Source organism: Undibacterium sp. Di26W (genome assembly GCF_049340265.1).
In the GTDB taxonomy this organism is placed as follows: domain Bacteria; phylum Pseudomonadota; class Gammaproteobacteria; order Burkholderiales; family Burkholderiaceae_D; genus Undibacterium.
The window spans coordinates 137240-158620 of sequence record NZ_JBMPOR010000004.1; the positions used below are offsets into that span (position 1 = coordinate 137240).

Annotated in this window: 24 protein-coding genes; 18 read left to right on the plus strand and 6 right to left on the minus strand. The window is 51.2% G+C overall.

The genetic code is table 11. The features are described from left to right. Positions 1–13: 13 nt before the first annotated feature. The 14 genes from narI (at position 14) to ACO0LM_RS06820 (ending at position 12782) form a co-directional block, all read left to right on the plus strand. A complete protein-coding gene (narI, locus tag ACO0LM_RS06755) occupies positions 14–697 on the plus strand; it encodes a respiratory nitrate reductase subunit gamma (protein ID WP_423035506.1) in 684 nt (227 codons plus the stop codon). 39 nt (positions 698–736) lie between these two features. Then, positions 737–1483, plus strand: coding sequence for a peptidylprolyl isomerase (locus ACO0LM_RS06760; RefSeq protein ID WP_423035508.1), 747 nt, complete (start codon positions 737–739; stop codon positions 1481–1483). 39 nt (positions 1484–1522) lie between these two features. After that, positions 1523–1951: a hemerythrin domain-containing protein gene (locus ACO0LM_RS06765; protein WP_423035510.1), complete on the plus strand. Its 429-nt coding sequence runs from the start codon at positions 1523–1525 to the stop codon at positions 1949–1951. A 45-nt stretch (positions 1952–1996) separates the two neighbouring features. Continuing rightward, entirely contained in the window at positions 1997–3325 is a 1329-nt protein-coding gene (locus ACO0LM_RS06770; RefSeq protein WP_423035511.1) for a hypothetical protein, read from the plus strand. An 84-nt stretch (positions 3326–3409) separates the two neighbouring features. Continuing rightward, positions 3410–4417, plus strand: a complete 1008-nt coding sequence (gene moaA, locus ACO0LM_RS06775; RefSeq protein WP_423035513.1) for a GTP 3',8-cyclase MoaA — start codon at positions 3410–3412, stop codon at positions 4415–4417. A gap of 31 nt (positions 4418–4448) precedes the next feature. Next, complete coding sequence (locus tag ACO0LM_RS06780; RefSeq protein WP_423035515.1) at positions 4449–5144, plus strand: carbonic anhydrase; 696 nt, start codon at positions 4449–4451, stop codon at positions 5142–5144. 78 nt (positions 5145–5222) lie between these two features. Next, positions 5223–7160 (plus strand): type IV pili methyl-accepting chemotaxis transducer N-terminal domain-containing protein, encoded by a 1938-nt coding sequence (locus ACO0LM_RS06785; RefSeq protein WP_423035517.1) that lies wholly within the window; start codon positions 5223–5225, stop codon positions 7158–7160. Between the two features lie 38 nt (positions 7161–7198). After that, positions 7199–7846 (plus strand): response regulator, encoded by a 648-nt coding sequence (locus ACO0LM_RS06790; RefSeq protein ID WP_423035519.1) that lies wholly within the window; start codon positions 7199–7201, stop codon positions 7844–7846. Between the two features lie 102 nt (positions 7847–7948). Next, positions 7949–8641, plus strand: a complete 693-nt coding sequence (locus ACO0LM_RS06795) for a Crp/Fnr family transcriptional regulator (RefSeq protein ID WP_423035521.1) — start codon at positions 7949–7951, stop codon at positions 8639–8641. Between the two features lie 86 nt (positions 8642–8727). Further along, entirely contained in the window at positions 8728–9732 is a 1005-nt protein-coding gene (gene ubiU / locus ACO0LM_RS06800; protein WP_423035523.1) for a ubiquinone anaerobic biosynthesis protein UbiU, read from the plus strand. Positions 9733–9734: 2 nt separating this feature from the next. Beyond that, positions 9735–10673, plus strand: coding sequence for a U32 family peptidase (locus ACO0LM_RS06805; protein ID WP_423035525.1), 939 nt, complete (start codon positions 9735–9737; stop codon positions 10671–10673). A 15-nt stretch (positions 10674–10688) separates the two neighbouring features. Continuing rightward, the gene (gene ubiT / locus ACO0LM_RS06810; protein WP_423035527.1) at positions 10689–11141 is read left to right on the plus strand and encodes a ubiquinone anaerobic biosynthesis accessory factor UbiT; all 453 of its coding nucleotides are present in this window, start codon (positions 10689–10691) and stop codon (positions 11139–11141) included. Continuing rightward, on the plus strand, positions 11141–11575 hold the full coding sequence (locus ACO0LM_RS06815; protein ID WP_423035529.1) for a putative zinc-binding protein: 435 nt from the start codon (positions 11141–11143) through the stop codon (positions 11573–11575). Before ubiT ends, ACO0LM_RS06815 begins: the two co-directional genes overlap by 1 nt. Before the next feature lie 61 nt (positions 11576–11636). Next, positions 11637–12782, plus strand: a complete 1146-nt coding sequence (locus ACO0LM_RS06820; RefSeq protein ID WP_423035531.1) for an NnrS family protein — start codon at positions 11637–11639, stop codon at positions 12780–12782. A gap of 71 nt (positions 12783–12853) precedes the next feature. Here the strand turns inward: ACO0LM_RS06820 and ACO0LM_RS06825 are convergent, their stop codons facing one another. Continuing rightward, positions 12854–13453 (minus strand): superoxide dismutase, encoded by a 600-nt coding sequence (locus tag ACO0LM_RS06825; protein WP_423035533.1) that lies wholly within the window; start codon positions 13451–13453, stop codon positions 12854–12856. Positions 13454–13518: 65 nt separating this feature from the next. Then, positions 13519–13968 (minus strand): OsmC family protein, encoded by a 450-nt coding sequence (locus ACO0LM_RS06830; protein WP_423035535.1) that lies wholly within the window; start codon positions 13966–13968, stop codon positions 13519–13521. A gap of 307 nt (positions 13969–14275) precedes the next feature. Here ACO0LM_RS06830 and ACO0LM_RS06835 point away from each other — a divergent pair, with 307 nt between their 5' ends. Next, the gene (locus ACO0LM_RS06835; RefSeq protein ID WP_423035537.1) at positions 14276–15346 is read left to right on the plus strand and encodes a flavodoxin family protein; all 1071 of its coding nucleotides are present in this window, start codon (positions 14276–14278) and stop codon (positions 15344–15346) included. 45 nt (positions 15347–15391) lie between these two features. Beyond that, complete coding sequence (locus ACO0LM_RS06840) at positions 15392–15985, plus strand: hypothetical protein (RefSeq protein ID WP_423035539.1); 594 nt, start codon at positions 15392–15394, stop codon at positions 15983–15985. A 102-nt stretch (positions 15986–16087) separates the two neighbouring features. Here ACO0LM_RS06840 and ACO0LM_RS06845 read toward each other — a convergent pair whose 3' ends face one another. Beyond that, the gene (locus ACO0LM_RS06845) at positions 16088–16621 is read right to left on the minus strand and encodes a PadR family transcriptional regulator (RefSeq protein WP_423035541.1); all 534 of its coding nucleotides are present in this window, start codon (positions 16619–16621) and stop codon (positions 16088–16090) included. A 168-nt stretch (positions 16622–16789) separates the two neighbouring features. Here ACO0LM_RS06845 and ACO0LM_RS06850 point away from each other — a divergent pair, with 168 nt between their 5' ends. Both ACO0LM_RS06850 and ACO0LM_RS06855 read left to right on the plus strand, forming a co-directional pair. Further along, positions 16790–18805, plus strand: a complete 2016-nt coding sequence (locus ACO0LM_RS06850; protein ID WP_423035543.1) for an FAD-dependent oxidoreductase — start codon at positions 16790–16792, stop codon at positions 18803–18805. A 190-nt stretch (positions 18806–18995) separates the two neighbouring features. After that, positions 18996–19424, plus strand: coding sequence for a nuclear transport factor 2 family protein (locus tag ACO0LM_RS06855; protein WP_423035545.1), 429 nt, complete (start codon positions 18996–18998; stop codon positions 19422–19424). A 35-nt stretch (positions 19425–19459) separates the two neighbouring features. Here ACO0LM_RS06855 and ACO0LM_RS06860 read toward each other — a convergent pair whose 3' ends face one another. Genes ACO0LM_RS06860 through ACO0LM_RS06870 form a run of 3 tightly spaced genes read right to left on the minus strand, consistent with a single transcriptional unit; the run spans position 19460 to position 21330 of the window. Then, positions 19460–19978: a nuclear transport factor 2 family protein gene (locus ACO0LM_RS06860; protein ID WP_423035547.1), complete on the minus strand. Its 519-nt coding sequence runs from the start codon at positions 19976–19978 to the stop codon at positions 19460–19462. Next, positions 19979–20746: an SDR family NAD(P)-dependent oxidoreductase gene (locus ACO0LM_RS06865; RefSeq protein WP_423035549.1), complete on the minus strand. Its 768-nt coding sequence runs from the start codon at positions 20744–20746 to the stop codon at positions 19979–19981. Beyond that, positions 20743–21330 carry a DUF3833 domain-containing protein gene (locus ACO0LM_RS06870; RefSeq protein ID WP_423035551.1) on the minus strand — a complete coding sequence of 196 codons (588 nt, stop codon included), beginning with the start codon at positions 21328–21330 and terminating at the stop codon, positions 20743–20745. The genes ACO0LM_RS06865 and ACO0LM_RS06870 overlap by 4 nt, the downstream gene beginning before the upstream one ends. Positions 21331–21381 lie beyond the last annotated feature (51 nt).

Genomic DNA, 21381 nt, shown 5'->3' on the forward strand with positions numbered 1-21381 from the left:
CAGGGAGACCATCATGACTTACCTGCATCAATTTATTTACGGGATTTATCCCTACATCGCGCTGGCTATTTTTCTGCTCGGCAGCCTGGCGCGTTTTGAGCGTGAACAATATACCTGGAAAAGTGATTCATCGCAGATGCTGCATGCCGGTAATCTTCGGTTAGGCAATATCCTGTTTCATGTGGGGATACTGGGCCTGTTCTTTGGCCATCTGGTGGGTTTGCTGACCCCGGTTGTCGTCTGGGACACGGTGGGTATCAGCCATAGCTTCAAGCAAATGATCGCCATCGTCGCCGGTGGCATCTTTGGCACCCTGTGCATGCTGGGCTTGCTGATCTTGTTGCATCGCCGTCTTACTGATGCCCGTATCTCTGCGGTGACAAAAACAGGAGACAAGGTCTTGCTGTTATGGATATTCGTGACACTGGGTTTGGGTTTGTCGACGATTTTTGAATCGGCGAATCATAGCGATGGCCATATGATGGTCTTGCTGATGACCTGGGCTCAACACATTGTCACTTTCAAGGGTGATGCTGCAGAATTCATTGTTGCCGCACCTTTGCTGTTCAAGCTGCATTTATTCATGGGTTTGAGTCTGTTCGTGATCTTCCCATTTACTCGCTTGGTGCATGTCTGGAGTGGTTTTGCTTCGGTGACATATATCAGCCGGGCGTGGCAGTTGGTCAGACCACGCTGATTGTCCATAGATTCAATAAGTTTAGTAAGGGGGAATAACATGCCAGTCATTGTCAACGATTACGAACTCACAGACGCCGATATGGAGCGGGAGCTGCCTGCGCATCAGGATGCCGCAGACGCGATGAAAAGTGCCATGACCGCACTGGTGCTGCGCCGTGTCTTGCTGGATGAAGCCCAGCATCTGGGTTTGCAGCATGAAGACGACGATGCCAGGGTCGATGCCTTGCTGCAGCAGGAAGTCAAAGTGCCGACACCTGGGCGTGATGAATGCCTGCGCCAGTATCAGGCCTATCCAGATCGCTTCAAAGTTGGTGAGCTGGCCGAAGCCAGCCATATCCTGTTTCAGGTGACACCGGGGGTAGACCTGGATGCCTTGCGCAAGCATGCTTCCGTAGTATTGGCAGATTTGCTGGAAAATCCATCCCTGTTTGCCGAATGTGCGAAAGCAAATTCAAATTGCCCATCCAGCGAAGTGGGCGGCAGCCTGGGGCAGATAACACGCGGTGCGACCGTGCCAGAGTTTGAGCAAGCCGTATTTGCGGCAGAACCTGGACGTATTATTCCCAAGCTGGTGGAAACCCGCTTTGGCCTGCACATCATATTGGTGGGCCGCAAGATGGATGGAAATTTACTGCCTTTCGACGATATAGAAAGCAATATCGCCAAGGCCATGCACCAGGCCAGCCACGATCACGCCTTGCGCCAGTATCTGCAATTGCTGGTGGGGCGTGCAAAGATTTCTGGCATTGACATACAGGGCGTAGATACACCGCTAGCCCAATAATTAAGAAAGTAAATCATGTCGCAGGCAATGAAAAAACTCGTGCTTCAGCATACGGAATGTGATGAACAATTGAATCGCTGTGAAGCGGCTTTGCATAAAGGGGATGTGGCAGTTGCCGCGCGAAATTTCCGTTTATTTAGTCAGCAACTGGAGAGTCATTTTGCTTTGGAAGAAGATAAGCTTTTTCCCGCTTTGGAAAAAGCGACCGGCATGCTGCAAGGCCCTACGGTGGTCATGCGTGCCGAACACGCAGAAATCCGCAACTTGCGCGATGAAGCAAACGCTGCCATGGCAGCCGGACAAGCCGACCAGGCACTGGCCGTGCTGGATACGTTGAATGTCCTGATACAGCAACACAATATAAAGGAAGAGAATATTCTGTATCCCATGTGTGGCGGCAGTATTCCTGATCTGGAAGCGGTTCTGGGTATGGGTAGCACTTGTTGTGGTGCCTGTTCTTGCGGTTAGAGAGTTCACTCCGTTCACGCTAAAGCAATACACAGATCGCCATCTATGGCTGGTGTAAAAATACTTAACTACGAGCTGTCTCCTGCGCCAGCCACTATCTTTGGCTGTTTATTGCCTGCGCCCTGGATGGGCGTGTTGACAGGCCTGCTGCTGGCATTCGGACCGCAGCAGGGTTTGCCGGACAGGTTTTCGCCTTTGACTTTGGCGCTCACTCACTGCCTGGCGTTGGGAATGTTGGCACCCATCATGATAGGTGCCCTGTTTCAATTAATGCCTGTGGTAGCGGGGCAAGCAGTGACAGGCGCGCGCAAGATAGCCCCTTTTGTGGCACTTGGTTCGGCCCTTATTGCGGTTGGACTTAGTCTGGGTTTTTTGCAGGCTAGCAACGCAGGATTTGTTTTTGCCGGCGTGCTGGCCTTGTTACTGTATGGCGCCATTACCTTGGCTTTGCTGACAGCGGCGTGTGAGGTTGCGGTGGTCGATGCCACCACCCGTACCTTGCGGTGGATAGTGCTGGCGCTGTTGCTGGTGGTAGCGCTGGGTATCAGCCTGGCTGGCAATTTTGCCGGCTGGTGGCAATTGGATGTCATTTACTTGCTGGACCTGCACGTGGGCTGGGGATTGACAGGCTGGATAGCGACGCTGGTAGTTGGCATCGCATCAACAACGGTGCCTATGTTCTGGCAAACAAAACGTCCATCAGCATCTTGGCAAAGAGCATTGCCGGGTGTGTTGTGGCTGCCCTTGTTGCTGGCATTCTGGCCTGCGCTGCAGCCATTTGCTTTGTTACTCACTTGCCTGGTGATTTTTCTGTTGGCGTCAATCTCGTTCGTGACTATCTGGCGTGCCAAACGTCGCTTTGATCCGGCCTGGAGTTTATGGCTGGTGTGTGCAGCCAGCTATATGTGTGCGGCTTTGCTTGCCGTGTTCAAACATATTGGCGGGTCTATTTTGCCGGACTTTATCTTGCCGGACTTTATCTTGCCGGACTTTATTTCGCCGGACTTTATCTTGCAGACACTACCCTGGTGGATCGGTGTGCTGGTACTAGTTGGTGGTGCGGTATTACCGGTCAATGCGATGCTGGGTAAGATTATTCCATTTCTGGTGTTTATGCATTTGAGAAGACAGACACCCATGGGGCAACGCGTACCTACCATGCAAGCAGTTTTGCCACCACAGCGCTTGCGGTGGCAAGCGCATAGTGTATTACTGGCGTTTGGCTTATTACTATTACTGCCATTGGCACCGGGCTGGCTTGCTGTTGCGGCTGGAATTGCCTTTTCCCTATCCCAGGCTTATCTGGGCAGCCTGCTGATCACGTGCTTGTTGCGTTACCGGCACGAGTTAAAAGCCGTATTTCTGGCCGAATGAGTCGTTTATATACGTCGAAAGAACTATCTTCCTTTAGCTTGGCGGCGAATTGTACTGTTGCCAGTCTGCGACCACAATGCAGGTATGGAAACTCCTGCCCTCACTTCATCCGGACCTGCACTGACAGACCGTTTTGGTCGTCAGGTAAGTTATTTGCGTCTGTCTGTCACTGACCGTTGTGATCTTCGTTGCAGTTATTGCATGCCCAAAGGTTTTTCCGGTTTTGAGGAGCCTGAGAACTGGCTACGTTTTGATGAAATTACCCGGGTGGTCGCCGCCTTTTCACGCATGGGTGTAGGACGGGTGCGCCTGACGGGGGGCGAGCCCTTGTTACGCCGTGGTTTGCCACAACTGGTGGCGCAGTTGTCCGGCTTGCCGGGATTGAAAGACATTTCGCTTTCCACCAATGCGACGCAATTACACAAGCATGCACAAGTCTTGCACGATGCCGGCGTGCGTCGCATCAATGTCAGCCTGGATAGTCTGGACCGGGCCTGCACAGAAAAAATCACAGGGCGCGACAGTTTCGCCAGCATCATGGCCGGGCTGCAAGCTGGCAAGCAAGCAGGTTTTGATCCTATCAAGCTGAATATGGTCGTGATGCGTGGCATCAACGACCATGAAATCATGCGTATGGCACAATTCTGCTTTGAAGAAGGCTTTATCTTGCGCCTGATCGAGGCCATGCCCATGGGTGAGACAGGACGCAACAGCCAGTATATGGATATAGGTCCGATCCGCGATCAATTGGTCAAGCGGTTTAATTTAATCCCCGCAGCGGCAGAACTGGGTGGTGGCCCTGCCCGTTACTGGACCACGGGCGACAGCAAAGGCACGATAGGCTTCATCTCCCCCATCAGCCAGCATTTTTGCGCCACTTGCAACCGTGTGCGGCTGTCGGTCGATGGCACCTTATACATGTGTCTGGGGCAGGAAGAAAAGTTTGAACTGCGCCCCTTGCTGCGCGCCGGTATCAGTGACCAGGAACTGGATGCCGCCATACGGACAGCGATAGAATTAAAGCCGGAGCGCCATGAATTCAAGGAACAGCCGCATAAAATTATTCGTTTCATGTCGCAAACAGGTGGTTAGCTGCATAATGGAATAGTGGATGGAGTAGAGAATGGAAGTCAGAAATATTCAGCAATTCATAGAGGGGTTCCAGCGTTTCCAAAGCAAATATTTCACAGGTGAAGACAAGCTGTTTGAAAAGCTGAACCACGGTCAGAACCCCACCACTTTATTGATAGGTTGTTGCGATTCACGGGTAGACCCGGCCTTGTTGCTCGATTGTGATCCCGGGGATATCTTTGTGGTTCGCAATGTCGCTAACCTGGTGCCACCCTGCAATGAATCAGCACAACAACATGGCGTGAGTGCCGCCATACAGTTCGCCGTCGAGGCACTGAATGTAAAACGCATCATCGTCATGGGCCATGAAAAATGCGGTGGCATACGGGCGCTGATGCAGGGTTACCGACCTAGCCGCAAGATAGATTTCATAGGCCGCTGGATGAAGATCGTTGAACCAGTCAAGCAGCAAGTGCTGCAACAACTGGCGAACTGTTCAGAATCGGAACAGATACGCGCCTGCGAATTGGGGGCAGTCATCAATTCATTGAATAATCTGCGCAGTTTTCCCTGGATATCCGAGCGTGAAGCCAGAGGTGACATTGCTTTGCATGGCTGGTATTTTGATATGAGCAATGGTGCCTTGCTAGCTTATTCAGAACGGTCTGATACTTTTTTACCGATGGTCTGCCCGTTAAACATTGCTACCAAGGCCATCATCAAGGAAGTCTCTTATAGCGAACCGTGAAAAAAGGTCCGTATTGCGCATATACTATCTCTGACTACTGCTGACTACCTCTGACCCATACTAGCTAAAATGCCTATCATGAACCCAATCTCAGGCTCCCCCCTTACCTTGCCCGTAGGCAAGCGCCTGACTTTCAGGATACTGCTGACGACATTGATAGGCCTGGGTCTTACGCTGGCGGCAGTCGGCTATACTTTATTGCTGTCATGGCAATTGGAAGGCGGTGGTGCCGCGATCAATGAGGCAGGCAGTCTGCGCATGCGTTCTTACAGATTGGCGATGGAACTTGAACATGATCAGACCGCCACGAAAATAGAGGCTGAACTTGAGGACTTCAATCGTACTTTGAACGACCTGCAAACGGGCGACGCCAAACGACCTCTGTTCTTGCCTGCCTCCAAGTCCATTCACGAGCAAATGCTCTTGGTTCAAAATGAATGGCTGCAACATATACAGGTTAATGCCCGAAAAGTACTGATTGAAAAAAACCCACAAAATAAACAGTCAGCGCTAGCCTTGTATACAAAAGATCTACCTGTTTTTGTGGAAAGCATCAATAAGCTGGTGTCTCTGGTCGAAGTCGAACTGGCGGAAAAAACCACCTGGTTGCGCTTATGTCAGACCACGCTGATCTTTATGTCACTTGCGGCCAGTATCGCATTGCTGTATTTGTTATACCTGTGGATAGTTGGCCCGGTCACGCGCATGCAGGCAGGTATCGCCCGCATGTCCAAAGACGATTTGAGCGTGCGCTTACCAATTGAAACGGAAGATGAGTTCGGCGTTCTTGCACAAGCCTTCAATCAAATGGCCGATCATGTACAAACTGTACATCGCACACTGGAGGAACGTGTCGCAGAAAAAACCGCCAAGCTGCAAGACCAGAATCATGAGGTCAGTACCCTGTATGAAATCGCTGGTTTTCTGGCCGGGCCACATGCGATAGAAGAATTATGTCGTGGGTTCTTGCACAGGATAATGCAGAGAATAGAAGCCGATGGCGGCACGGTACGCATCCTCGATAATCAAAGTGATAACCTGCATATTACTGTGCATGAAGGTATCTCGGAAAAAATGATAGAGGAGGAGCATTGCATCAAAACTGATGATTGCCTATGCGGGACCGCAACCCACCAGGGCATCATTATTGTCCGGGATTTTCGCAAGATGGACCAGCAGCGCCGTTATCGTTGCCAGGAGGAAGGTTTCTTCTCTCTGGCAGTTTTCCAGATACTGGCGCGTGAACAGGTCATCGGCAGTTTCTCATTGCATTTTTCCAAGGAACGCAATATCACCAGCGAAGAACGACGCCTGCTGGAAACTCTGGGAAAAAACCTGGGCATTGCAATTGAAAACCAGCGACTGATCGCCAGAGAAAAAGAATTTGCGGTATCGAATGAACGCAATCTGCTGGCGCAGGGTCTGCACGACAGCATTGCGCAAGGCTTGAACTTCTTGAATTTGCAAGTACAGATGCTGGAAGATTCCTTGAGTCGTAATGATATAGAAGAAATCAAAGATATCACTCCCATGTTGCGTGCCGGAGTACAAGAGAGCTATGAAGATGTACGGGAGCTGTTATTGAATTTCCGCACGCGCCTGCAAGACAGTAATCTGGAATCAGAAATGCGCAATGTCGTCAGCAAATTCCAGCGTCAGACTGGTGTGCATGGTGAGATTGAATTTGTCGGCAATGGTGCACCGCTTGCGCCGGAACAGCAATTGCAGGTACTGTTCATTTTACAAGAGGCTTTGTCAAATGTGCGCAAGCATGCGCAGGCCAGTGAAGTAAAAGTCATGGTGCACAATGAGCGCGATTTTTCCCTTACGGTGACTGATGATGGCGATGGTTTCAATATGGACAGAGTCCGCGAAAAAGACGAAACACACGTTGGCCTGCGCATCATGCAAGAACGGGCAGAGCGCCTGGCTGCCAAATTTGACATCAAGAGCCAGGTCGGTGAAGGTACCACGATCGCACTGGAGTTATTGCGGCAAGAACGTCTGGTAGCATGACATCATCGTATAAAAAGATCAGAAAGCACGGGAAATAAATGCCAATCAAGATTTTATTAGTGGATGACCACACACTCTTTCGTAGTGGCATACGTTTGCTGCTACAGCGCAATCCAGAGTTTGAAGTGGTAGGCGAAGCCGTGGATGGTCTGGATGGTGTTAAACGCGCAAAGCAATTACGCCCCGACGTGGTCTTGATGGATTTAAATATGCCAGGCCTATCAGGGCTGGAAGCGATGCAGCTTATTGTTGAAGATTTACCCGATACGGCGGTTTTAATGTTGACCGTATCGGAAGAAGCAGAGGATTTAACCACGGCATTGAAGAACGGTGCGCGCGGATATTTATTAAAAAATATAGAAGCAGAATATCTGACACAGGCAATCAAGCGTGCCGCCGCCGGCGAACCGGTGATTGCCGAATCCATGACAGCCAAACTTGTCATGCAATTTCGTTCTGGCCATAACCAGAGCAACATTCCTAAAAAAGAAAAGCTGACACCCAGAGAACGTGAAACCATGGTATGTCTGGCGCGAGGTGAAAGCAATAAAGAAATTGCCCGCAATCTGGATGTTGCAGAAAGTACGGTCAAAATTCATGTGCAAAATATTCTTAAAAAACTGAATCTGACCAGCCGTGTGCAGATTGCCGTGTATGCGGTTGAACATGGTTTGGATAAAAACTAGAAACCTTATCCATTTGCAGCATCTGCCTAGTCCTCCCGGCGTATAGGCGTAGCAGCCGATCACTTCTACACTTGATCTCTATCAGTGTGTCGGGGATCTGTGATGACAAAATTAAATTTTTTGGGTTTGCTGCAAAATCATGCGCTGTTTCGCCACGTTTCGATAGAGGATTTCAGCGGACTGAAAAAAGAAGTCGTCAAGATAGAGTTGCACAAGGGCGCGATGTTGTTTCGCAAAGGCGACCTCGCGGAAGGAAGCTACATTGTCGTATTTGGCTTGATGAAGCTGTGCATTCCCTCGGCGCAAGGCAATGACAAGGTTCTGGAATTAATTCGTGCAGGGCAAAGCCTGGGGGAAGCCATGATGTTTCTGGATGAACCCTATCCCTTCTATGCAGAAGCCCTCGAAAATACTTTGCTGCTTAAAATTCCCCGGCATGCTTTGTTGCAATTACTTGAGCGTTCCCCGCTGATATCACGGCAAATGATGGCAGGCCTGTCTTATCGCTTATTGGGATTTATTCGCAATGTCGAACGTTGTTCCCTGCAAAATTCTACCCAAAGAGTGATCGATTATTTACTGCAGCTATCTGCCTTGCAGGGGCGCAAGGATATTCGTCTCGAACTCAAAAAACACCTGGTTGCATCCCTGTTGAACGTATCACCCGAGACCTTGTCACGGGTCTTGCACCAATTGATGAACAAGCAATTGATCAAAGTATGTGGTGCCACCATTCATATAGATTCGGCAGAAGCACTGAAATCCTATCAGGAAAATGTTCCGGTTTTTGGCTAGCAACAGATAAAGCCATAGGATTGTGCTTGCGTTTTATTGACCCACGACAATGAGCAAGCAAATTAATTTTGTTACCATTTCAAGTCATGAAACCTATTGATCTGGTGGCCCCTGCCGGTAGTCTGGTTGCCTTAAAAGCAGCCGTGGACAAAGGGGCAAATGCGGTGTACCTCGGTCTGCGCAATGCAACCAATGCACGCAATTTTGGTGGGCTTAACTTTGGCGACCATGATATACGGCAAGGTGTTGCTTATGCCCATGCACGTGGCCGACAAATCCTTTTTGCCATCAATACCTATCCCCAGGCGCGGGCCGTAGCCGAATGGCGGGCCGCTATTGACACTGCAGTACAGATGGGGGCAGATGCGGTGATACTGGCAGACCCCGGCCTGATGGCTTATGCGCGTGACCGCTACCCGGATTTACGCTTGCATCTGTCAGTGCAAGGGTCAGCGACCACGCTGGATGCCATAGAACTCATGCGTGAGCAATTTGCGATCAGGCGCGCAGTGTTGCCACGTGTTCTTACCTTGTCAGAAATTGAAAAAATCATCCGTCAGACCAGTGTGGAAATTGAAGTCTTCGGCTTTGGAAGCTTGTGCGTGATGGCGGAAGGTCGTTGTCTTTTGTCCAGCTATGTGACCGGCGATTCACCGAATAACAAAGGCGTCTGTTCACCCGCCCATGCGGTAAGCTGGGAAGAGAAAGATCAAACCATGTACGCCCGTCTGGGTGGAACCCTGATTGATCGCTATGCGCCAGACGAAGCTGCCGGCTACCCGACATTGTGTAAAGGACGTTTCGATGTCGAAGGCGAGATCGGCTATGCACTGGAAGAACCAACTAGTTTGAACGCGATAGGCTTGCTGCCCAAGCTCATCAATATGGGTGTTGCTGCCATCAAAATCGAAGGCCGGCAACGCAGTCCCAGCTATGTGAGCCAGGTGGTCGGCACCTTACGTGCTGCCCTGGATGCAGCGCAGCGCGACCCCGAACGTTATTCGCCGCGTACCGACTGGCAGGCCAGCCTGGCCCGTCATGCCGAAGGTTCGCAGGTGACGCAGGGCGCTTTTGAACGTCCATGGAAATGAATATGTCTGACAACTTACCATCGACAACGCCTTTACTGTCTCTCGCACCTTTGGCTTATTACTGGTCAAAAGAAGACACTTTGCGGTTTTATGTCGATGCCATGCAATGGCCGGTCGACATTGTTTATCTGGGTGAAGTCATTTGCTCACGCCGGCATCTGATGAAGCTGGATGACTGGCTGGCACTGGGACGGGAATTGCGTGCCGCTGGCAAGCAAGTGGTGTTATCGAGCCTGACCTTGATTGACAGCGAAGCAGACCGGCGCAATATGCATAGAATGATAGAGCGCGCCTGTGCTGAAGATTTTCTGGTGGAAACCAATGATTTCAGTGCCGTGCGTGCCATGCAGGGTAAGCCCTTCGTCGCTGGCCCGCATTTGAATATCTACCATGCAGACTCGCTGTTATGGCTCGCCAGCCTGGGGGCCAAGCGCTTTTTACCACCGATAGAAATGGGTCGTGATGATCTGGCCGCGTTGCAGCATCAGCGTGCAGAGCATATGCCACAGATGCAGACCGAAGTGCAGGTGTGGGGGCGTCTTGCCCTGGCGTTTTCATCGCGCTGCTTTACCGCGCGGCATCATCGCTTGCACAAGGATAGTTGCGAATTTCGCTGTGAACAATATCCCGATGGCCTGGCGCTGGCGACGCGTGAAGGCAAGGACTTCTTGACGATCAACGGTATTCAAACCCAAAGTGCCAGCTGTCTGGATCTGGGTGCGCAATTGCCCGAGCTGGCTGCCATGCAGGTGGATATTTTACGCCTGCAACCACAGGCACAAGATATGGCAGAGGTGATTGCAGCGTTTGACCGCGCCCGGACAATGTGCACCGGCGCCAATGTCAGTGAAGCTTTTTTGCCACCCCATGCACGGCGCAGCAATGGGTACTGGGTGGACAAACCCGGCATGCAATGGTTGGCTAACGAACAGACAGGCTAACAAGAGATAAATATTATGGAACTGAGCAATTTTCGTTTCCCCAAAAGCATACAGACTGTAGGCAGGTATTTGCCAGCACCCTTGGCGAATGCACCTTTAATGCTGATGCTGGAATTGGCCAGGCGACGCGCCCTATTGGTGGCACCGGTGAGCTTGTATGGCAAGAGCTTTCGTATCAAGGTGGAAGATCTTGGCCTTTCGCTGTGTTTTTATTGCGACAAAGGTAAGTTCAGATCCCGTTCTTCCCGGACTCAAACAGATGTCAGCCTGTCTGCCAGTGCCATGGATTTTTTTAAATTGGCTTCTGGTCAGGAAGATGCAGATACGCTTTTCTTCCGTCGTCGTTTAAAGATGGAAGGTGACACTGAACTGGGGGTCGCCGTGAAATACTGGTTAGATGCAAGCGAACGCCCTGCCTGGCTGAGCCAGTTTGCCCAGCGGTTTACCCATACCGGTGAGACTATGTAATGAAAATCGATGAGTTGCCCCTGGTCTATGCGTGTTCAGGCTGTTCCAGCGTGGCGCAGTTGGCCAACGATTGCGCGGTCAGGCTGGACCGCGAGCAAAAGGCGCAGATGTCATGCATCAGCGGCGTCGGGGGTGGCGTAAGCAGTCTGGTGAAGCTCGCCCAATCTGGCAGGGCGATACTGGCGCTGGATGGCTGTGCATTGGCTTGCGCCAAAGCCTGCTTGCAACAAGCCGGGGTGGAACCTGGTGTTCACCTGGTACTGAACCAGCAGGGAGCACGCAAGCGTTTTCATGTTGACGCAACGGAAACGGAGGCACAGCAGGTGTGGCAGACTATCGAAATGGCATTACAGCAATTGAATGCCAAAACGCAGACGATTGATTTCGACGACGGATATTACCGACTGATTGCAACGACTAATGTCAACACCTAATGCCAACCATAACGTAGCTTGAATTTTTCCTGAGCTTTATTTACTTACCGGATCAACCATCATGAAACGCCTTGCAAGCGCTCCTCACAGGCTGTATTTTTTTCTCGGTGCAGTGGCTGTCTTCGTCCTGTTTTTCTGGTGGTGGTTGCAGGTTCAACATCCGCAGACAATGGCAATACCTTTGCATGCTTTACTGATGCCATTGGGTGTTTTCCCTTTATTCATCTTAGGCTTTACTTTTACCGCTGGCCCTAAATGGCTGGCGGTTACAACAGTAGATGATTATTTCTTACTGCATGGCGCGACCTATTTCTGTGGACTGATACTGGCAATGCTGGCGGCCAGCCTGGACCTGTATCCCTTGCGTAGTTCGGGCTTCGCCCTGATGTTGTGCGCCTGGCTTGCTGTGACCTGGCGCTGGGGAAGTTTGATACGGCGCAGCACCGCGCCGGATAAAAAACATGCCGTGGCGATTTTCCTGGCCATGTGCGGTGGTGCATGTGCGATTGCTGCAAGCCTGGCGTGGAGCGGTGGCTGGAACGATGCGTGGATAATCGCCAGGCAGTGTGCTTTTTTCGGATTTTTACTGCCTGTGTTTTTGACAGTGTGTCATCGCATGTTGCCATTTTTTAGCAGCAACGTAATAAAACCCTATGCGATCTGGCGTCCCTATTGGCTGTTGGGCCTGTGGCTGGGCGGATGCCTGATACTGGTGGTCGCTGGCATCATGCAATGGCGCTTGCTTGAGGCTGTCACCGCAACAGCATTGAGTCTGAGTTTCATCTATACATCATGGCGCTGGGGTGTCATGCGCTGTATGGCGAATCGTCTGTTGGCGATGCTGCATTTTTCCTTTGCGTGGCTGGCCATCGTATTTGCGCTACAGGCAGCGGCTGCGTTTGGTGTCGCAGTGGGATCAGCACCGATACATGCCCTGGGATTGGGGTTCATGGGAACCATGCTGGTCGGGTTTGTGAGCCGCGTATCCTTTGGGCACAGTGGCCGGCCTTTACAGGTATCGAATTTATTATGGGGCATCTATCTTGGATTGCATCTGGCTGCCTTGCTACGCATTGCGGCAAGCTTATTCTCGCTTCCCCTGTTAATTACCCTATCCGCAACGGCCTGGTTGCTGTTACTGGCAGCTTGGATAGGGATGATGTTGCCGATCTACCTTAGAGCACGCGCCGATGGTCAGTCGGGCTAGATAATGATGTGGTTAGTATCTCTATTTATCTCTATTTATTTCTGTCTGGAGAAGATAATTTTCAGTAACAACTATGAATTTCCTATCTTCGTTTCAATGAAGTTTGCTGCAGCAAAATCCCAGTTCACCAGACTCCAGTAAGCTTCCATATAGGCGGGACGTTGATTACGGTAATCAATATAGTAGGCATGTTCCCAGACATCGCATGTCAGCAATGGCTTGTCGACGCCGATTAATGGTGTGGCCGCGTTTGAGGTATTCGCAATTGCCAGTGAATCGTCAAAGCGCTTCAGCAGCCATGTCCAGCCAGAGCCAAAATTGCTGATACAAGACTGCGTAAATTCTTGCTTGAATTTCTCAAATGAACCCCATTGGGTAGTGATGGCATCTCCCAGCGCACCGGTGGCGACGCCACCACCGCTGGGTGTCAGGCTTTGCCAATAAAAATTGTGGTTCCACACCTGTGCAGCATTATTGAATATGCTGCCGCTTGATTTCTTGATGATATTTTCCAAAGACTCATCGGCAAATTCTGTATCCTTGATCAGGGCATTCAGATTCGTCACATAGGTTTGATGATGTTTGCCGTAGTGATACTCCAGCGTTTCCCTTGAAATATGCGGTTGCAATGCATCCATTGCGTAGGGCAGTTCGGGTAAAGTATGTAGCATGATAGTTTCTTCCGGTTTTCGCCTGACGGCTTTTGCTTTGCAGTTGTCATTATTTACGGATGGTTTTACGGAGTGCTATCCACCCGCAGTGTCGCCTGTAGTGTTATCTCAGGAACACTGGCAAGCGCCTTCGACAGAGGGCAATCACGTTTTGCGATTGCCGCAATTTCCTGGAATTGCTCATCATTGATACCTGCGACGGAGGCTTCCATTGTCAGTTGAATGCGGTCGATGGCGAAGCCCTCACCCTGTTTGGATAATCTGATGCTGGCGCTGGTATCCACATTGGTGGTTTTCCAGCCGGCTTTTTCACAGGCAAAAGAAAACGCCATGGTGAAGCAGGCAGCATGGGCCGCGCCCAGTAATTCTTCTGGGTTGCTGCCACGCCTGTCATCTTCAAACCTGCTGGCGAAGCCGTAGGGATAGTCTTTCAGTGCCCCGGTTTCGGTGCTGATATTGCCTATGGCAGTTTTGCCTGAACCTTCCCAATGTACACTGGCAGTTTTTTCGGTCATGGTGAATCCTTTTCTGTGGGTGTAGCTAAAGAAACCAGCTTAATCATCTGCGCCAGAAATCCAGCCTGCGCATCAATTTTCCTGATCATGAATTTAGAATCTGACAACAGGCTATGCCTCTACCTGCAAGGCATCTGTTCGCTAACACACGGAAGAATTTTTTTGCGCTTTTCTACTGCTTTTCTACTGTTACTGGCATTATTTTTTTGGTTTTATTGGCTAGCCATATGTGAGCCAACGCACAGATCGGCCACCGTCATTTCCCTAAGCTGTATCAAGTATGCTCACCTGCCGGGACTCGAAGCTCATGATACAGATACGCATAGGACAGGCAAAAACCCAACTCGGTCGTGATGAATTTGGTGTGCGTTATCGCGCCAATTTTATGGATCCGGCGTTTGGTGCCGAAGAGTTGGCCATAGCCAGACTGGAACAAATCGCCTGGATAGCGTATGAAGAAGGGCGCAAAGCGCCAATCACGCAAAAAGCTGGTCCTGACTATGCAGATCCGGACTATGATTTATCAAGTGAATGGCAAGCCACCAAAGACCGCCTGGATGCAGCGCAACTGTGCTGGGGGCAGGCATCCACACCATCCCGCGTCTTGCTAATCTGTGGTTCGGCGCGTAATGACAACACTTGTCCAGGTGAAATGTCCAAGAGTTTTCGCCTGCTGCAAATCGCCAAAGATACATTGGAGCAAGCGCATATCCAGCCGGATGTACTGGACTTGAGTTTGCTGACCTCGGAATACGGTAAACATATTTTCCCCTGTAAAGGCTGTGCGTCGACAGCCATGCCCTTGTGCCATTGGCCCTGCAGTTGCTACCCCAATCATGCATTGAATCAGACCAATGACTGGATGGCAGAAATCTATGAGCGCTGGACCGCCGCCCATGCCGTGATCATCGTCACTCCGGTTTATTGGTATCAAAGCCCCAGTCCCTTGAAACTGATGATAGACCGCCTGGTCTGTGCTGACGGTGGCAATCCTGATCCGACTTCCACCTCTGGAAAGAAAGCAGCCAAAGCCAAGGAACTGGAAATGGCTGGATGGAATTATCCGCAGCATCTGGCGGGACGCGCGTATGGCCTGATTGTGCATGGCGATGTGGCCGGGGTAGATGACTCTTGCCGCGCATTGTCAGACTGGCTGGACTGGATGGGTTTTATTGATGCCGGTACGCAGGCGCGGCTGGGACGGTATATAGGTTATTACGAACCCTATGCCAGCAGCCATGAAACACTGGATGCAGATCTGGCTGTTCAACAAGAAGCACGCAATGTGGCAAGCGCAGTGGCCAAGGCAGTCAGCGAATTGCGTGCAGGTCGTTTGCAGGCCGTGCAGGCAGATGTGCAGCGACCGCGGCCGAAGTAAATTTTTTTTAATTCAGGCTGTCGTCGTTAATTTGAAAGAAATAAAATGAATGTCTATCTCCACCATGTATCTGGTTTTTTCGCTCAACGCGATGCGGCCGAAAGGTCCATGAGCACCTTGCTTTCAAGAGGTATCCCTTCAGAACGCATGCAGATTTTTGACAGCGAGCTTGCGACACCGCCGGCAGCAGCATTGCCACATCAGCCTGGCCCTGTGGCTGGCAGCGACAGGGCATTGAAAGATATACTGATCAGTGGCGCGATTGGTACTGTGATCGGTACCGGATTGGGCGCGCTGGCTGAAGTGGCATTGGTCGCTGCCAATGTCCATCTTTTTATTGCCAGTCCACTGATTGCACCTTTGGTGATGATGGGGTGGGGAGCCAGTATCGGTGGTTTGTTAGGCGCTACTTACGGTGCCTTCAGGAAAAATGCTGGTAGCACATCATCCGGCGACGCAGTGGAAACTGACAAATCGGGCGCAGACAAGCAAGGCTGGTTATCCAGCTTGATAGACGATGCCATTCACAGCGGGCAGTTTGTGCTGGTCATGCAAACCAACACAGAACAAGAGACAGCCATTGCCCAGGAGGTGATAGAGGCATCAGTCGGTACGTACAAGGATGACAGCATTGCTTGATGCCTGTCAGAGCTTACGCAAAACCGCGCTGGCTGTGTTGCTGACGCCTTGCCGGGACGATTTTGCGTAAGTCTGATTGATGATGGTTAAGACAGCATCAGCTTAAAAAGTATTGCGTAAAACTTGTAGAGCTTCTTTGGTCCACTGCACCCGACTCTCTTCAAAAGCGATGCCCGCTTTCAGGATCAGGTAATGCAGTTGGGCTTCGCGTGGCAGATGCGGCGCGCTGAAGTCGCGTTGCTCTATGGCCCGGTAGTTCTGCAATTCCTGTTCATGCATTTGCAGGCGGCGTTCAAATTCTTCTGCCAGGCCGAGTGGGCCTATGGCGGCATCGGCGCGCAATTTAACCATCATGTCGTCACGCAATTTCATCGGCGCACTGCTTTCTATGGCCCAACGATGTAATTCTTCCCGCCCGGTTGGCAGGATGTCGAATAGTTTCTTGCCGGCACGCCCACCTTCCACTTCTGTGGAGATGACCCAGCCCTGGGTTTCCATACGTGCTAATTCCCTGTAGATTTGCTGATGGGTCGCGTGCCAGAAATAACCTATGGATTTGTCAAAACGCCTGGCCAGGTCATAGCCAGAGCAGGGTTTTTCGGCGATCGACGTCAGCAAAGCATGCGGCAAGGACATATTTAGAGTGGGTATACGGTGTGGTTTTCAGACATTTTATATGCAACTGGTTGCATAAATAAAGTTGTTTCGCTATTCTCTTATGCAATCAGTTGCATAAAAACAGAGTTGATCAACAAGATCGACCATTGAAGTAGTTAGCAAGCACTCACCTATAAGGAATGCACCATGTCATTTTATCCTCACCTGACGAAGCCACTCGATCTGGGCTTTACCACTTTGCCTAATCGCCTGCTAATGGGGTCCATGCACGTGGGGCTGGAAGAGGTGGACAATGGTTTTGAACGCATGGCGGCATTTTATGCAGAACGTGCACGCGGTGGAGTAGCCCTGATCGTTACCGGCGGCATCGCTCCGAATGAAAGAGCGCGCCCCATGCATGGCGGTGCCATGCTGACCACAGAGGCAGAAGCAGAACACCATAAAATCGTCACCAGGGCTGTCCATGAAGCAGGTGGCAAGATTGCCATGCAGATTTTGCATTTTGGCCGTTATTCTTACCAGCCTACGCTGGTTGCACCCAGTGCGATCAAGGCACCCATCAATCCCTTCAAGCCCCACGCGTTGACGACGGAAGAAGTGGAAGAGACCATTTCTGACTTTGTACGCTGTGCCACACTGGCCAAATCGGCCGGTTATGACGGCGTTGAAGTCATGGGTTCGGAAGGGTATCTGATCAATGAATTTATTGCCGCCCGCACCAACCAGCGCGAAGACGAATGGGGTGGCGCGTATGAGAACCGCATCCGTTTCCCGATTGAAATCGTGCGTCGCATACGTGAAAAGGTAGGCAGTAATTTCATCATCATTTATCGCCTGTCCATGCTGGACCTGGTCGAAGGCGGTTCGACGCTGGATGAGGTGATACAACTGGCACAGGCGATCGAAGCAGCTGGTGCCACCATCATCAATACTGGCATAGGCTGGCACGAAGCCCGCATACCTACCATTGCCACCAAGGTGCCGCGCGCGGCATTTGCCTGGGTCACCAAAAAACTCAAGGGCCATGTCAAGATCCCGCTGATTGCCACCAACCGCATCAATACACCAGAAGTGGCCGAGCAATTGCTGGCCGACGATTATTGCGACATGGTTTCCATGGCCCGCCCTCTGCTGGCTGACCCATTGTTCATGCGCAAGGCCGAACAGGGCAAGGCAGATGAAATCAATACCTGTATAGGCTGTAACCAGGCTTGTCTCGACCATACCTTTGGCGGCAAGATCACTTCTTGCCTGGTCAACCCGCGTGCCTGTCACGAAACTGAGCTGGTCGATGCACCATTGGTCAAAGCCAAGCGTATTGCAGTAGTCGGTGCTGGCCCCGCTGGCCTGAGCTTTGCTACCACGGCAGCCCACCGTGGTCATACCGTCACCCTGTTTGATGCGGCATCAGAAATTGGTGGCCAGTTCAATATCGCCAAGCAAGTACCAGGCAAGGAAGAATTTTACGAAACCCTGCGTTATTTCGGCAAGCAGATCAGCCTGACAGGCGTGACGCTGAAACTGAATACCAACGTGACAGCCACCGACTTGCAAGACTTTGATGAAGTGGTGCTGGCTACCGGTGTCTTGCCGCGTACACCGGCTATTGATGGTATTGATCATCCTAAAGTGCTGAGCTATCTGGATGTCTTGCGCGACAAGAAACCGGTAGGCAAGATGGTGGCCATTATCGGTGCAGGCGGTATCGGTTTTGACGTTGCTGAATACCTGAGCCATAGCGGCACCAGCCCTAGCCTGGACCCTAAAAAATTCTTTGCCGAATGGGGTGTCGATACCGACTATAAAAATGTCGGGGGCCTGTGTGCAGCCGAGATAGAAAAACCGGCACGCCAGATTTTACTGCTACAGCGCAAGACCTCCAAGGTCGGTGATGGCCTGGGCAAAACCACCGGCTGGATACACCGCACCGGTTTGAAAAACCGCGAAGTGCAAATGATTGCCGGCGTCAGCTATGACAAGGTGGATGATGCCGGTCTGCATGTCACTGTCGAAGGTGTGCAGAAATTGATCCCGGTGGATAACGTGATCCTGTGCGCAGGCCAGGAGCCCCGGCGTGAATTGCACGCCGCACTGGAAGCCGCAGGCAAGCCCGTGCACCTGATCGGTGGTGCCGACGTCGCAGCCGAACTCGACGCCAAACGCGCCATCAATCAGGGTACGCGCTTGGCAGCTACTATCTAAAAGACCTCTCAACACAGAGACACAGAGAAAAGCACAGAGAAAAGCGCGGAGAAAAGCAAAGAAAGGGTTCTGATGAGCCCTCCTTGCATAGAATCGATTCTTCTTTTCTCTTTGTTTTTCTCTGTATCTCTGTGCCTCTGTGGTTAATGGTCTTGTTTTTTATTCCCGTCGTACATCATAAAGAGACATCATGAAAAATTTGCCTGATAGTGTTGCAGCTTCTTTACAGACCTGGCATCAGATGATCGCCAGTGGTGATCTGTCTGGTTTGCCGGGGATTGTTCATCCCGACGCCGTGTTTCGTTCACCCATGGCGCATCAGCCGTATGCATCTTCACAGGCAGTCGTACTGATTTTAAGTACCGTCAGCAAGGTATTTGAAAACTTTGCTTATCACCGTGAACTGGTGTCTGATGATGGCTTGAATATCGTGCTGGAATTCAGTGCGACGGTTGGTGACAAGCAATTGAAAGGCATAGACATGATACGCTTTGATGCGGCAGGAAAAATCGTCGACTTTGAAGTCATGATCAGACCCATGAGCGGCTTGCAGGCACTGGGGCAAGAGATGGGTGCCAGGCTGGCAAAATATCTGCCAGCCTACAAGGCTGCGATTTAGCGCAATACGTCCTGACCGGAACAGAGTAAGCCCTATTATTTACGTGCTATCCATTTCAGCACGCGCATAAGGCTGCCCAGTAGTGGCAGCTTTTCATACAGTTCTTCTGCCACGTCCCAGTAGTCGCGATGAAAACTGACCCGGCCGTCAACGTCAAAGCGGATATGGGTAGTGCCGCGTATGCATTGCTGCTGGGTGTGGAAATGCTTCATCGTGAACAAAAAATCCCAGCACAGGAAGGCGCTGTCACCTTCCAATACGCTGGACGTGATGCGAAAGCTGGGATCAAGCACCTGTTCAAACATATGCTGGAACACATGATTGATGGCAGCAATGCCACGCAATTCATTGAAGGGATCTTTGAAGTAAGCGTCTTCCGTGTACACCGCAGATAAATCCTGGCAAGCTTCGAGTGACAGGCTTTCAAAAAAACGGATCAGTTTTTGCAGGCTGGCGCGGTGATCAATATGACCAGCCGGGTTGCCAGTTGAGTTGTCAACTGAGTTGTCAACTGAGTTGCCCGCTAAGTTGCCAACAAAAGGCTGTACATTCATTTATAAACCTGTGAATTTGTGAACCAGATAAAAATAACTGCGGTAGGGTAGCAGGCGTGCCAGACGTAACCAGTTTGTGAAACGGTGCGGGAAGTGGATGTGAAAATCACCGCGTACCAGCCCCCTGATCAAAGCCTGGGCGGCGGCTGGGGCCGTCATCAGCGCGGGCATCTTGAAATCATTGCCTGCGGTTAAAGGAGTTTCCACGAAGCCGGGGTTGATCATATATACACCTATATTTTTTGGCCGTAAATCCAGGTACAGCGATTCGCACAGATTGATGATCGCTGCCTTGGTCGGGCCATACACCAGTGCCTTGGGCAAGCCGGACAAACCGGCGACAGATCCGACTATGCCAATCGCGCCATGCCCCTGCTTCAGCAAACTTGGCAACACCACATCCAGACATTGGTAGATACCGCGCAAATTGATATTGATCAGGCGTTCTGCTGCTGCCAGGTCAAAGCTGTCTGCCCGCATTTCATTGTAGGCACCGGCTACGATCAGCACCAGGTCGATTTTACCCCAGCGTTGCATCAATTGCGCATGGCTGCTGGTGATGCTGGCATGGTCTGTAATATCCAGAGCACTCGCATAGGCATGCGTATAAGCCAGGGCGATGCGTTCCAGTTGCATCTGGTTTCTGGCAGAGACGGTAACATGTGCCCCCAGCGTCAGCAATTGCCGCGCGGTTTCTTCACCTATCCCGCTGGAGGCGCCAATAATCCAGACGCGCTTGTCATGCCAGGTGCTGATTTTCGGGTTCATGGCAGCTTGCTGTTGGGTTTGGTGAACGACAAGGTCACGCTGCCCAGTTCGACGCCAAACTTGCGCATGATGGCGCGGTTCAGCATGACCTGTTCATCCATCAATACCATGGTGTCGTCAAAATCGACGTTGTACACACTGCCATCGACAGGCAATGCCAATACATAATTCCAGTGCAGGGTATTACCTGATACCACACCCTGTGCTTCGCCAACCACATCGGCAGCGGTACCGCTAAAGCGATCAGGTCCCAGTTTTTTCAGGGTCCAGATACGTCTCTGCTTGCTGCCATCTGCATAGCTGAAGTCTTCATCCAGGGTACCGATGTCACCAGTCCATTGACAAGTTATGGTCACGGTAAAGCGTTTGACGATGGCACCGGACCTGTCCTGAAACATGCCCCAGGCATCCAGCTTGCCATTGAAATAGGTCTGCAAATCCAGCGCTGGTTTTTCATTCGTATAACGCGTCGGCTCATACGAACTGGCGCAAGACGCCAACATAACAAGCAGGCTGCAAGCTAGCAGACGTCGGTACAGCAGGTGTTGACACAGCAGGTATTGACTCAGCAACGGCGGTTTCATGATGATCCTTGGCATAGTCTTTATCAAACACCATGCGGATTGGGTTATTGG

What these genes read in the sequence shown, in the direction of transcription:
- ACO0LM_RS06795 (WP_423035521.1), top strand. Translation starts at nt 7,949, where the DNA reads ATGACAAAATTAAATTTTTTGGGTTTGCTGCAAAATCATGCGCTGTTT.
- moaA (WP_423035513.1), top strand. Translation starts at nt 3,410, where the DNA reads ATGGAAACTCCTGCCCTCACTTCATCCGGACCTGCACTGACAGACCGT.
- ACO0LM_RS06845 (WP_423035541.1), bottom strand. Translation starts at nt 16,621, where the DNA reads ATGTCCTTGCCGCATGCTTTGCTGACGTCGATCGCCGAAAAACCCTGC.
- ACO0LM_RS06830 (WP_423035535.1), bottom strand. Translation starts at nt 13,968, where the DNA reads ATGACCGAAAAAACTGCCAGTGTACATTGGGAAGGTTCAGGCAAAACT.
- ACO0LM_RS06770 (WP_423035511.1), top strand. Translation starts at nt 1,997, where the DNA reads ATGGCTGGTGTAAAAATACTTAACTACGAGCTGTCTCCTGCGCCAGCC.
- ACO0LM_RS06780 (WP_423035515.1), top strand. Translation starts at nt 4,449, where the DNA reads ATGGAAGTCAGAAATATTCAGCAATTCATAGAGGGGTTCCAGCGTTTC.
- ACO0LM_RS06850 (WP_423035543.1), top strand. Translation starts at nt 16,790, where the DNA reads ATGTCATTTTATCCTCACCTGACGAAGCCACTCGATCTGGGCTTTACC.
- ACO0LM_RS06840 (WP_423035539.1), top strand. Translation starts at nt 15,392, where the DNA reads ATGAATGTCTATCTCCACCATGTATCTGGTTTTTTCGCTCAACGCGAT.
- ACO0LM_RS06865 (WP_423035549.1), bottom strand. Translation starts at nt 20,746, where the DNA reads ATGAACCCGAAAATCAGCACCTGGCATGACAAGCGCGTCTGGATTATT.
- ubiU (WP_423035523.1), top strand. Translation starts at nt 8,728, where the DNA reads ATGAAACCTATTGATCTGGTGGCCCCTGCCGGTAGTCTGGTTGCCTTA.
- ACO0LM_RS06815 (WP_423035529.1), top strand. Translation starts at nt 11,141, where the DNA reads ATGAAAATCGATGAGTTGCCCCTGGTCTATGCGTGTTCAGGCTGTTCC.
- ACO0LM_RS06855 (WP_423035545.1), top strand. Translation starts at nt 18,996, where the DNA reads ATGAAAAATTTGCCTGATAGTGTTGCAGCTTCTTTACAGACCTGGCAT.
- ACO0LM_RS06760 (WP_423035508.1), top strand. Translation starts at nt 737, where the DNA reads ATGCCAGTCATTGTCAACGATTACGAACTCACAGACGCCGATATGGAG.
- ACO0LM_RS06805 (WP_423035525.1), top strand. Translation starts at nt 9,735, where the DNA reads ATGTCTGACAACTTACCATCGACAACGCCTTTACTGTCTCTCGCACCT.
- ACO0LM_RS06825 (WP_423035533.1), bottom strand. Translation starts at nt 13,453, where the DNA reads ATGCTACATACTTTACCCGAACTGCCCTACGCAATGGATGCATTGCAA.
- ACO0LM_RS06790 (WP_423035519.1), top strand. Translation starts at nt 7,199, where the DNA reads ATGCCAATCAAGATTTTATTAGTGGATGACCACACACTCTTTCGTAGT.
- narI (WP_423035506.1), top strand. Translation starts at nt 14, where the DNA reads ATGACTTACCTGCATCAATTTATTTACGGGATTTATCCCTACATCGCG.
- ACO0LM_RS06785 (WP_423035517.1), top strand. Translation starts at nt 5,223, where the DNA reads ATGAACCCAATCTCAGGCTCCCCCCTTACCTTGCCCGTAGGCAAGCGC.
- ACO0LM_RS06820 (WP_423035531.1), top strand. Translation starts at nt 11,637, where the DNA reads ATGAAACGCCTTGCAAGCGCTCCTCACAGGCTGTATTTTTTTCTCGGT.
- ACO0LM_RS06870 (WP_423035551.1), bottom strand. Translation starts at nt 21,330, where the DNA reads ATGAAACCGCCGTTGCTGAGTCAATACCTGCTGTGTCAACACCTGCTG.
- ACO0LM_RS06860 (WP_423035547.1), bottom strand. Translation starts at nt 19,978, where the DNA reads ATGAATGTACAGCCTTTTGTTGGCAACTTAGCGGGCAACTCAGTTGAC.
- ubiT (WP_423035527.1), top strand. Translation starts at nt 10,689, where the DNA reads ATGGAACTGAGCAATTTTCGTTTCCCCAAAAGCATACAGACTGTAGGC.
- ACO0LM_RS06835 (WP_423035537.1), top strand. Translation starts at nt 14,276, where the DNA reads ATGATACAGATACGCATAGGACAGGCAAAAACCCAACTCGGTCGTGAT.